This window comes from Brachybacterium sp. HMSC06H03 (genome assembly GCF_001807385.1).
In the GTDB taxonomy this organism is placed as follows: domain Bacteria; phylum Actinomycetota; class Actinomycetes; order Actinomycetales; family Dermabacteraceae; genus Brachybacterium; species Brachybacterium conglomeratum.
In genome coordinates this window covers 1-7,809 of record NZ_KV788762.1, presented here as the reverse complement: position 1 = coordinate 7,809, position 7,809 = coordinate 1, and the positions used below count along the sequence as shown (strand labels likewise).

Genomic DNA, 7,809 nt, shown 5'->3' with positions numbered 1-7,809 from the left:
CCGCGAGCCACGACGAGCTCCTCGTCGCCGCGGCCGACGCGCGCCACGACCTGCCCGCCCCGGCACCGGACGCGGTCCCCACGCCCGCGCCCCGCCGGGTCCCGGCCGACGCGCTGAACCCGCTGACGCTGAGCCTGATCGGGATCCTCGCCGCGATCGGCTCCTTCGCCGTGCAGAGCTGGCAGGGCGGGCTGCTCGCCCTCGCCCCGACCGTGCTGCTCGCCCCGCTGGCGGTGCGGAGCCTGCGCGGCGCGGCCCTGCGCCTGCTCCCGATCGTGCTCTCCGCGGCGGGGCTCGCCTGGACCACGGCGCTGCTGGGCGAGGCGCCGGCGCTGTCCGGGGAGGCATGGCTGGTCGGCCTGAAGGAGGCCGCGCGGATCACCGCCTTCGTCGCCCCCGGGGTGCTGGCCCTCGCCTCCGTGCGCCCCACCCCGCTCGGGGATGCGCTCGGCCAGCGCCTGCACCTGCCCGGACGGCCCGTCGCCGCCTCCGTGATCGCGCTGGTGCGGGTAGGGCATCTGGGCCGGCAGTGGGCGGCGATCCTCGAGGCCCGCACTCGCCGCGGCCTCGGCGGTCCCCGCTCCCCCCGGATGCTCGCGGGCGCCACCCTCGCCCTTCTCGTGGACACGCTGCGCGGCGCCGAGCAGCAGGCTCTGGCGATGGACTCCCGCGGCTTCGCGACCGCGACGCACCGCACCTGGGCGGCGCCGAGCCCCGTCGGCCCCGCGGACCTGCTGGGGGTCGTGATCGCGGCGGGGCTGCTGGTGTGGCCGCTGCTGGCGGAGATGCTCATCGGTGCTGCGTAATACGCTGGGGCTATGACCGACGACTCCCTGGATCCCGAGCTCATCGAGCTCGCCAACGCCCTGCTGGACGCCGCCCGGACGGGCGACGCCGAGACCGTGCGCGCCTTCCTCGACCACGGCGCACCGGCGAACCTGCGCGACGCCTCCGGGAACACCCCGCTCATGCTCGCCGCCTATCACGGGCACGCCGCCCTGGTGACCGAGCTCGCCGCCCGCGGCGCCGATGTGGACCTCCTCAACGACCGCGGCCAGTCCCCGCTCGCGGGCGCCGCTTTCAAGGGCTTCACCGAGGTGGCGAGGGCGCTGCTCGAGGCCGGGGCGGACCCGGACCTCGGCGAGCCGAGCGGCCTGGCGACGGCGCGCTACTTCGAGCGGGCCGAGATCGTGGAGCTGATCGAGGCGCGCCGCGCCTGAGCCCGACGCGCGGCCCGGCTCAGGCGCTCGCGGGGCGCAGCACCATCGCGACGTGCTCGATCCCTGCCTCGAGGAACACGTCGCTCACCGTCTCGAAGCCCATCGAGGCGTACCACGTCTCGAGATACGCCTGGGCGTCGAGGTGCACCTCGGCGCTCGGGGCGAGCTCCCGGGCCCGCTCGAGCGCCGCGACCATGAGGCGCCTGCCGTGGCCGCCGCGACGACGGTCCGCGCGCACCGCGACGCGGCCGATGCGGAGCGCGCCGTCCGTCTCCCGCAGCAGGCGCAGGTGCGCGATCGGCGCCCCCTCCTCCTCGAGCCACAGCAGCTCCGTGCTCGGCTCGAGCTCGCGCCCGTCGAGGTCCGCGTCGCTCGCGCCCTGCTCCATCGTGAACACGTCCTGGCGCAGCGTCACCAGCAGGTAGAGGGTGCGGGCGGAGAGGTCGTCGAGAACGGCGCGGTGCAGGTCGGGCGGGGCGACGGGCTGGTCGGGCATGGGCGTCAGGGTACTGCCGTCGGCACAGATCACCGCGCGAGCGCCCAGGGCGCAGCGGGATGCTCGCGTGTCCATCCCGCGCGGCGGCTGCGGACCCGTTGGCAGCGCGGGCACCAGAACACCGTGCGGGCGGCGATCTCGCCCGAGCGGATCGTCGTCCCGCACAGCCGGCAGGGCAGGGTCTGGCGGTGATAGACGTAGAAGGACTCCTCCCGGGGCACCACGTCCGGGTCCTCGTCCCCGTTCTGGCGGGTGCCGCGTGAGCGCTCGACGATCCGCGCCTCGATCTGGCGGTGCTCGGGCTGGGTGGTGACGATCCTCCCCGTCCGCGCGCCGTAGGCCATCAGCGCGACCAGGTCCTCCCACATCTCCTCGCACATCCCGGCGGTGAGATCGCGTCCGGCCACGAAGGGATCCAGTCTCGCCCGGAACAGCAGCTCGGCGCGGTAGATGTTCCCGATCCCGGCGACGACCTTCTGGTCCATCAGCAGCGCGCCGATCGTGGTGCGGGAACGCCGGATCCCCTCGACGAAGCGGCGCTGCGCGGAGCCGTCGGGGTCCGGGCGCAGCGGGTCCGGGCCGAGCCGGTCCAGCACCCGCTGCCGGCCCTCGCCGTCCAGCACCTCGCAGGCGGTGGGGCCGGTGAGGTCGGCGAGACCGCGGGGGCCGGCGATCCGCAGCCGCACCGTCTCGCGCGGCACGATCCGCCGCCAGTCGACGGTGCCCTCGCTCTCCTCCTCCCGCTCCCCGATCCTCAGACGCGGGGCGCCGATCGCGTGGGCGCCTGCGAAGCCGGGGTCGCCCGCGAAGGTCCAGGACCCGTACAGGCCCAGGTGCACGTGGACGTGCCGCACCGACGGGTCCGCCGGGTCGACGTCGGCCGTAGGGGCGAAGGCCAGGAAGAGATGCTTGCCCACCGCCTCGGCGCCGAGCAGCACCTGGCCGTCGAGCTGCGTCGCGTCGGAGAAGCGTCCCTGGGGGCTGGAGGTGCGCACCCGCTGCCCGCCGAACCCTCGCGCGAAGGCGGCGGCGAGCCGATGGACGGTGTGGCCCTCCGGCATCAGCGCGCGTCGGCGCCGGCGCCCTGGTCCTCGCTGTAGCCGCCCGTGGTCTCGTAGCGGGCGACCAGGTCGATGCGGCGTTGGTGGCGCTCCTCGCCGGAGAACGGCTCGGCCAGGAACACGTCGATCAGCGCCTCGAGCTCCTCCTCGGAGTGCTGGCGGGCACCCACCGAGATCACGTTCGCATCGTTGTGCTCGCGGGCCAGGCGCGCGGTCTCCTCGTTCCACACCAGCGCGGCGCGGACGCCGGCGACCTTGTTCGCGGCGATCTGCTCGCCGTTGCCGGAGCCGCCGATCACGATGCCGAGGGAGCCGGGCTGCGCGACGACGGCCTCACCCACGTCGGTGCAGAAGGGCGGGTAGTCGTCCAGGGCGTCGTACTCGTGGGCGCCGTGGTCGGTGACCTCGTGCCCCTTGTTCTCCAGCTGGGCCACCAGGCGGTTCTTCAGCTCGAAGCCGGCGTGGTCGGTACCGATGTGCACGCGCATGTCGTGGATGTCTTCCTGTCGTGAGGAGGGGCGAGGAGGCTCGTCGGGGACGAACTGTGCGGTCAGCTGAAGTCGACGCCGCCGGAGCGGGAGCGCTTGAGCTCGTAGAAGCCGTCGACCGAGGCGAGCGTCGCGAGCGCGTCCAGCAGCTTCCCGGCGTCCTCGCCCCTCGGGGCCGGGGAGACGACAGGGCCGAAGTAGGCGGTGCCCTCGCCGAAGGAGATCACCGGGGTGCCCACCTCGTCGCCGGCGCGGGAGGTGGCGCCCTCGTGCGAGGCGCGCAGCGCCGTGTCGATCTCGTCGCCGGCGACCGGCTCGTAGGCCTCGATCAGCTCGGCCGGCAGATTCGCATCGGCGAGCGCGGCGACCGCGGTGGAGCGACGGTCCTCGTTCTGACCGCCCACGTGATAGCGCTCGCCCCAGGCGGTGTACCAGCGGGAGAAGGCCTCGTTCCCCTCGGCCTCGCGGATCGCGATCGCCAGCCGGGCCGGGCCCCAGGAGTCATCGAGCATGGCGCGATAGCCGGGATCGAGCTCGCGACCCTCGTTGAGCACGGACAGCGACATCACCGAGTAGACCGGCTCGATCTCGCGCACCTCGGCGGCGTGCAGCAGCCAGCGGCTGGTCATCCAGGCGAAGGGGCAGACGGGGTCGACGAACAGCTCCACGCGACGGGCGCTCATGGATTCTCCTCGGGTCGGGGACTGGCGAGCCCCCATTGTCGCACCGGCGCGCCCGCCGTGCGTCGACCGGCTCACGGGCGGGGGAAAACACCTTGCCCCGCAGGGTCCGGACGGGTTGGATCGGACGAGTGCTCGACTCCTCCCCTGCCGCGGCCGCGGCGACCTCCTCCCCGGCACGCCCCGTCCCCGGCGTGCTGCGCTCCATCGTGCGCACCCACCGTCGCACCCTCGCGCTCATCCTGCCGCTGGCGACCGTGTCCGAGGGCGTCGAGATGCTCATGCCGATCGTGCTGGGCCTCCTCATCGACCACGGCATCCTCGCCGGCGATCTGCGGCTGACGGTGCTGGGCGCGGCAGGGCTGATCCTGCTGCGCGTGCTGGGCGTGCTGCTGTGGGTGTGGACCTTCCTGCTCTCGCAGAAGGCGGTCATGTACGAGCGGCACCGGCTGCGGGTGGGCCTGACCGGCGCGGTGCTCGACCCGCGCTCGCGCACGGTGCGCCGCCCCGCCGGCGAGGTTCTCTCGATCGCAACCTCGGATGCGGACAAGGCGTCCGACGTGATGGACATGATCCCGTGGGTGGTCCCCTCGACCCTCGCGGTGCTGGGGGCGACCGCCTATCTCGCCGTGATGGACCTGTGGCTGGGGCTCGCGATGGGGCTGGGCATCGTGGTGATGGTGGTGGTGATCCGCGTGATCACCCCGACCCTGTCCGCCCGCTACGACGACCAGCAGTCCCAGGCCGCGGAGGCCGCGGCGACCGCGACCGACCTCGTGCACGGGCTGCGGGTGCTGCAGGGCCTGGGCGTGCAGAGCCGGGCACGGGCGACCTACCGCCGCCGCTCCCGCACCGCGCTGGACGCGGCGCTGGTCAACGCCCGCTACTCGGGCCTCTCCTCGGGGCTCACGACCCTGGTGACCGGGACGATGCTCGCGGCGGTCGTGGTCCTCGCCTCGCTGCGCACCCTCGACGGCGCGCTGACCCTCGGCGTGCTGATCGCCGTGGTGGGCCTGGCCCGCTACGTGATGGGGATGCTGCAGGGCCTCTCCGGCGCCCCGGTGTGGTGGGCCGGCATGTCCACCTCGGCGCGTCGCGTGCGGGACCTGTACACGGACCTCGACCGCACGGTCGACGACCCGGAGCTGACCCTGGACGTGCTCACCACGCAGCGCGACGAGCGCGGCGGTCGCGGGACGGGCCGACGCGGCGCCGCCGGCGGCCTGCACCTGCCGCTGCTGTCCGTCGCCGACGGCGAGGTGGTGGCGCTGGCCTGCGCGGATCCGGCCGACGCCGCGGACGTGATCGACGCGGTCAGCGGCCGCGTCGACGGCGGCGCCCGCGTGGGCGAGGTGGCGATCACGCCCGAGGACCGGCTGGGCCTGCGGGCGGACCTGCTCGTCGAGCCGCACGTCGTGGACCTCTTCGACGGCACCCTGCGCGAGCAGCTCGCGACCCGTGCCCCCGAGCAGGGCCCCTCGCCGGAGACCGGCGACGACGGCTGGGCCGACGCGGCGCTGCACGCCGCCGGCGCCGAGGACCTGCTGCGGATCCTGCCCGAGGGCTACGACACCCGCATCCTGGACCGCGGCGCGAACCTCTCCGGCGGGCAGCGGCAGCGGATCGCGCTCGCCCGCGCCGTGGCCGCGGATGCGCCGGTGCTCGTGCTGCACGACCCGACCACCGCGGTCGACGCCGTCACCGAGCAGAACATCGCCGAGGCGCTGGTCGCCGCACGGCACCGCAGCGACCGGGCGACCCTGCTGGTCACCCGCGCCCCGGCGCTGCTGCAGGCGGCGGACCGCGTGGTCTTCGTCCGCGACGGGCGGATCACCGCCGAGGGCGAGCACACCGATCTGATGGGACACGAGCAGTACCGGGAGGTGGTGCGGCGATGAGCGCATCGCAGGGATCCCAGGGGACCCGCATGCCGGGCCTGGACTGGGACCGGCCGCTCGAGGAGGTCCTCGGAGAGGACGCGACCGCGCGCCGTCAGCTGGCCGAGCACGCGCAGCTGCTGCCCATCGCGGGCCCCGGCGCCTCGATGCGCTTCATGCTCGCGCGGCTGCGGGAGCACTGGCTCTCGGCCACGGCCACGCTGCTGATCACCGTCGGCGGCTCGGTCGCCGCCGCGATCCTCCCCCGTCTGATCGGCTCCGCCGTGGACGTGGTCGCCGCCGGCGGCTCGAGCGCCGAGGTGTGGTCGCTGGGGCTGCGGATCCTCGGGGTCGGGGTGCTCCAGGCGGTGCTGATGGCGGCGGGCTGGTCGATGATCTCCGCGCTCGGCCAGCGGATCCTCGCCGGGATGCGCGAGGACGTGATCGACCGCGCCCTGGACCTGCCCGCGCAGACCATGGAGCGCACCGGCATCGGCGACGCCCTCTCCCGCGTCGCCGACGACGTGGACGTCGCCGCCCGGGCGGTGAACAACCTCGTCCCGAACCTCATCCAGCTCGGATTCCTGGTGCTGATCACCCTGGGCGGCATGGCGATGCTCTCGCCGTGGCTGCTGCTCATGGTCATGATCATCGTGCCGATGTACGTGCTGGCCGCGACCTGGTACCTGCGCCGCACCGGCCCGATCTACCGCCGCGAGCGGATCGCGATGGGTGCCCGCGCCCAGGGCCTGCTCTCCGCCATCCACGGCATCCCCACCGTGCACGCCTACGGCATCGAGCGGCGCGAGACCCGCCACGTGGCCGTGCTCTCGGAGACCGCCGCGCTGCTGAACATGCGCGTGATGCACCTGGTGAGCCGGCTGGTGCTGGGCCTGAACGTGCCCGAGAACCTGGCGCTGGCGATGGTGATCGGGGTCGGCTTCGTGCTGGTGCAGACCGGTGCGGCGCCCGTCGGCCTGGTCACCGCCGCGGCGGTGTACCTGGTGACCCTGTTCTGGCCGATGATGGCGGTGATCTTCAACCTCGACGAGATCCAGTCGGCGCTGGCGAGCCTGGCGAGGATGGTCGGGGTGATCACCTCGATCGACCCCGCGGTCTCCCCCGGCACCGAGGTGCCCCGCGACGCCTCGATCCGCCTCGAGCAGGTCTCCCACGCCTACGGCGAGGACGAGGACGGCGCCGAGCGGATCGTGCTGCGGCCGCTGGACCTCGAGATCGCGCCCGGGGAGACGGTCTCGCTGGTGGGCGCCTCCGGCGCGGGCAAGTCGACCCTCGCCGCGATCATGGCGGGCACGCTCGTCCCGCGCCACGGCCGGGTGCTGCACGGCGGTGCGGATCTCGCGAGCGCGGATCTCGAGGCCGTGCGACGCCACGCCTCGATCGTCTCCCAGGACGTGCACGTCTTCCGCGGCACGCTGCGGGAGGACCTGCAGCTGGCCGCCCCCGACGCCTCCGACGAGCTGCTGCGCGTGGCGCTGGCCAGGGTGGAGGCGCTCGCCTGGGTGGACCGCCTGCCGCAGGGCCTGGACACCGAGGTGGGAGAGAAGGGCGAGCGGCTCACCGCCGAGCAGTCCCAGCAGTTGGCCCTGGCCCGGGTCTCGCTGCAGGATTCGGCAGTGCTGATCCTCGACGAGGCCACTGCCGACGAGGGCTCCTCCGGGGCGCGGGTGCTCGAGCGCGCAGCGCTCGAGGTCGCCCGCGGCCGCACCACGATCATCGTCGCCCACCGCCTCTCGCAGGCGAGGGTCGCCGACCGGATCCTGGTGATGGCCGACGGTGCGGTCGTCGAGCAGGGCACCCACGACGAGCTCGTCGCCCGCGGTGGGGACTACGCCCGGCTGTGGGAGGCCTGGGCGGGCTGAGCCCTTCCGCGCCGGTCCTGCCGGTCATCCCCCGTCGGGACCGGCCCGGTCAGCGGCGACGCAGGACCAGCGCGCCCGCGGCGGCGAGGCCGAGCCCGCCGACG

8 protein-coding genes are annotated in these 7,809 nt (G+C 74.3%); 4 read left to right on the top strand and 4 right to left on the bottom strand.

The annotated features are described in order from the left end of the window. Positions 1–806, top strand: an 806-nt coding sequence (locus tag HMPREF3159_RS07515) for an energy-coupling factor transporter transmembrane component T family protein (RefSeq protein ID WP_141748125.1), incomplete at its 5' end; no start/stop codon positions are given. Positions 807–818: 12 nt separating this feature from the next. Further along, positions 819–1,220: an ankyrin repeat domain-containing protein gene (locus tag HMPREF3159_RS07510; protein WP_070500471.1), complete on the top strand. Its 402-nt coding sequence runs from the start codon at positions 819–821 to the stop codon at positions 1,218–1,220. 19 nt (positions 1,221–1,239) lie between these two features. On the opposite strand, the gene HMPREF3159_RS07505 is transcribed toward HMPREF3159_RS07510, so the two are convergent. From HMPREF3159_RS07505 to HMPREF3159_RS07490, 4 genes are all read right to left on the bottom strand, one after another. Beyond that, a complete protein-coding gene (locus HMPREF3159_RS07505; protein WP_070500470.1) occupies positions 1,240–1,716 on the bottom strand; it encodes a GNAT family N-acetyltransferase in 477 nt (158 codons plus the stop codon). A 29-nt stretch (positions 1,717–1,745) separates the two neighbouring features. Next, on the bottom strand, positions 1,746–2,777 hold the full coding sequence (locus HMPREF3159_RS07500; protein WP_070500469.1) for an Fpg/Nei family DNA glycosylase: 1,032 nt from the start codon (positions 2,775–2,777) through the stop codon (positions 1,746–1,748). Next, positions 2,777–3,265 (bottom strand): ribose-5-phosphate isomerase, encoded by a 489-nt coding sequence (locus HMPREF3159_RS07495; protein WP_070500468.1) that lies wholly within the window; start codon positions 3,263–3,265, stop codon positions 2,777–2,779. The genes HMPREF3159_RS07500 and HMPREF3159_RS07495 overlap by 1 nt, the downstream gene beginning before the upstream one ends. A 62-nt stretch (positions 3,266–3,327) precedes the next feature. Further along, positions 3,328–3,948, bottom strand: coding sequence for a mycothiol-dependent nitroreductase Rv2466c family protein (locus tag HMPREF3159_RS07490; RefSeq protein ID WP_070500467.1), 621 nt, complete (start codon positions 3,946–3,948; stop codon positions 3,328–3,330). A 128-nt stretch (positions 3,949–4,076) separates the two neighbouring features. Here HMPREF3159_RS07490 and HMPREF3159_RS07485 point away from each other — a divergent pair, with 128 nt between their 5' ends. After that, positions 4,077–5,843, top strand: a complete 1,767-nt coding sequence (locus HMPREF3159_RS07485; RefSeq protein ID WP_083305856.1) for an ABC transporter transmembrane domain-containing protein — start codon at positions 4,077–4,079, stop codon at positions 5,841–5,843. Beyond that, entirely contained in the window at positions 5,840–7,705 is a 1,866-nt protein-coding gene (locus HMPREF3159_RS07480; RefSeq protein WP_246821550.1) for an ABC transporter ATP-binding protein, read from the top strand. The genes HMPREF3159_RS07485 and HMPREF3159_RS07480 overlap by 4 nt, the downstream gene beginning before the upstream one ends. Positions 7,706–7,809: the final 104 nt, after the last annotated feature.

Coding starts and splice junctions, on each gene's coding strand:
- HMPREF3159_RS07510 (WP_070500471.1), top strand. CDS start 819: ATGACCGACGACTCCCTGGATCCCGAGCTCATCGAGCTCGCCAACGCC.
- HMPREF3159_RS07505 (WP_070500470.1), bottom strand. CDS start 1,716: ATGCCCGACCAGCCCGTCGCCCCGCCCGACCTGCACCGCGCCGTTCTC.
- HMPREF3159_RS07500 (WP_070500469.1), bottom strand. CDS start 2,777: ATGCCGGAGGGCCACACCGTCCATCGGCTCGCCGCCGCCTTCGCGCGA.
- HMPREF3159_RS07495 (WP_070500468.1), bottom strand. CDS start 3,265: ATGCGCGTGCACATCGGTACCGACCACGCCGGCTTCGAGCTGAAGAAC.
- HMPREF3159_RS07490 (WP_070500467.1), bottom strand. CDS start 3,948: ATGAGCGCCCGTCGCGTGGAGCTGTTCGTCGACCCCGTCTGCCCCTTC.
- HMPREF3159_RS07480 (WP_246821550.1), top strand. CDS start 5,840: ATGAGCGCATCGCAGGGATCCCAGGGGACCCGCATGCCGGGCCTGGAC.